The sequence below is a fragment of the Anaerovibrio sp. genome, assembly GCF_051866355.1.
In the GTDB taxonomy this organism is placed as follows: Bacteria; Bacillota; Negativicutes; order Selenomonadales; family Selenomonadaceae; genus Anaerovibrio.
In genome coordinates, this window is the sequence record NZ_JBJDWZ010000139.1 from 1 (window position 1) to 1,848 (window position 1,848).

General features: G+C 43.1%; 1 protein-coding gene. It reads left to right on the forward strand.

Annotated features, from left to right (window positions below; genetic code table 11):
- Window positions 1–844: 844 nt before the first annotated feature.
- The coding region (locus ACI3UA_RS07610; protein WP_439724213.1) for an ArdC-like ssDNA-binding domain-containing protein at window positions 845–1,848 on the forward strand (1,004 nt) is incomplete at its 3' end.

The following is a 1,848-nucleotide window of genomic DNA, read 5'->3' on the forward strand; positions in this document are numbered from 1 at the left end:
TCCCCATAGGCAACGCCCCCTTTCAGGGGCAGGATTAACCGCCTACCGTATAGGTGCAGCTCTTGCTGGTAAATATTATACAGAAAAAAACGTATAATGAAAGACCGCCGTACCTGCAAGCTAAATGGCGGTTTTTCTATGCCTTAGCTACAGGCTTTGTATAAAATATAGTTATATATTGTCAAATTGTTTATTTAGTGCTATAATCAAAGCATAAAGAGGCAGTTGATGTTGCGATTGTCAGCTACCTCAGCGAATTTAGGGTGAGCCGACCAGTGCAAATGGTCGGCTCAGTTTTTTTAGAAGGTTATTTCTTGAAAAACTGTATGATTGACACCATAAGTGTCAGAACTGCTACCAGCAAGGATAACATTTCATACAAACTCATGGCATCACCTCCTTAGAGGAGGAAGCCGACACATCAATGCCTCTTGTGTAACATTATAACACATCTATAAAATCTTGCAAAGTTTAACTGCATTGTGTATAATAGAGGCAAGAGGAGTACCGATAGACGGTTGCACCGGATGAATAGTTGGTTTTGGAAGACCGCCTATTTCCGCCAAGTCACAGTCGGTTTTCTTATGCCTTTATGGCAATTATACAAAGTGTTACTAGAAAAACATAAGATTAACCGCCAACGCCTGGAAGCTAAATGGCGGTTTTTCTTATGTCTTCATTTAATAAAAACCTACATTCTGTCCAAAATGAACAGAATGTAGGTTTTTGATACAGTGGGCTTTGGTTACAGATTTTTGCGACAAATCACGTTTTTAAAATATTCTGGGCAGTATATACTCTAGGCATAGTAAATTTCAAGATATTTTGAAGGGAGTAATTTATCATGGCTAATGAGTATGGGGCACAGGAGCAGAAGAAGTTTGATTGGTATCAGACAATGACCAATACGGTGATTGAGCATCTGGAGAGTGGTGCAGATTTTTTGGACAATCTGGATATGGTGTCCATTCCTGTGAACGGTGATACTGGCAAGGGATATGATTTTAACAGTAATCTGTTGCTCATGATGGAGCAGCAGAAGAAAAAAAGCAATGATCCCCGGTTTTTCACCTACAAGCAGCTTCAGGCGCATGGCTATTCGGTGCCGTATGGCACGAAATCTGTTGCTGTTATTGCTGTTGACCAGGTGAAAAATGAACAGGGCAAGCGGGAAAGCCATTTTGAAAACGTATTTCATGCCAGTGATGTTGTGAAGCGTGTGTATCTGACTGATGCGCAGGGGAATAGGGTGCCGCTTTTGGATAAGGATGGCAATCAGAGATTTAGTAAACGTGACAATCAGCCGTTGTATCGCTACAATGATGAGCCAATTCCTGCCGAGGAGCCGATTGTAAAGAAAAAGGCGTATTTGGTCAGCCGCGATACATCTGAAAGCTTTCACTCTGCAGTTGAAAATACGCTGCAGAATGTATCTAATCCCGGACAGCGTGATTTGCGTGTGGCTTTGGCCGTTATGATGGTTGCTGCGGAAACCAATAATAAGGCAGCCATTGGTTATTATGAGCATTCTATAAACCGGGAAGGCGTAATTCAGGCATTGAACGCCGATAAAAAGGAGTTTGCTAATGCCGTGTACGATGCGTCTTGCATTGTAAGGGAATACAGGGAATTGGCCTGGGAAGCCAGCAAGCAGCATGAGGCCGAGAATATAAGAACTAATGATGACGAGGATATTCCGTTTGGCCCTGTGCCGGAAACATTGACGAGTAACGTGGCCGCATCGGTAGGAGAGCAGCCAAAGACTGTTGAGAAAGTGCATGTTGAAAAGCCTGCTACGGAAGAGGCAAAGTCTCCGGCGGCAGTTTTCAGCGAAAACATGGCAAAAGC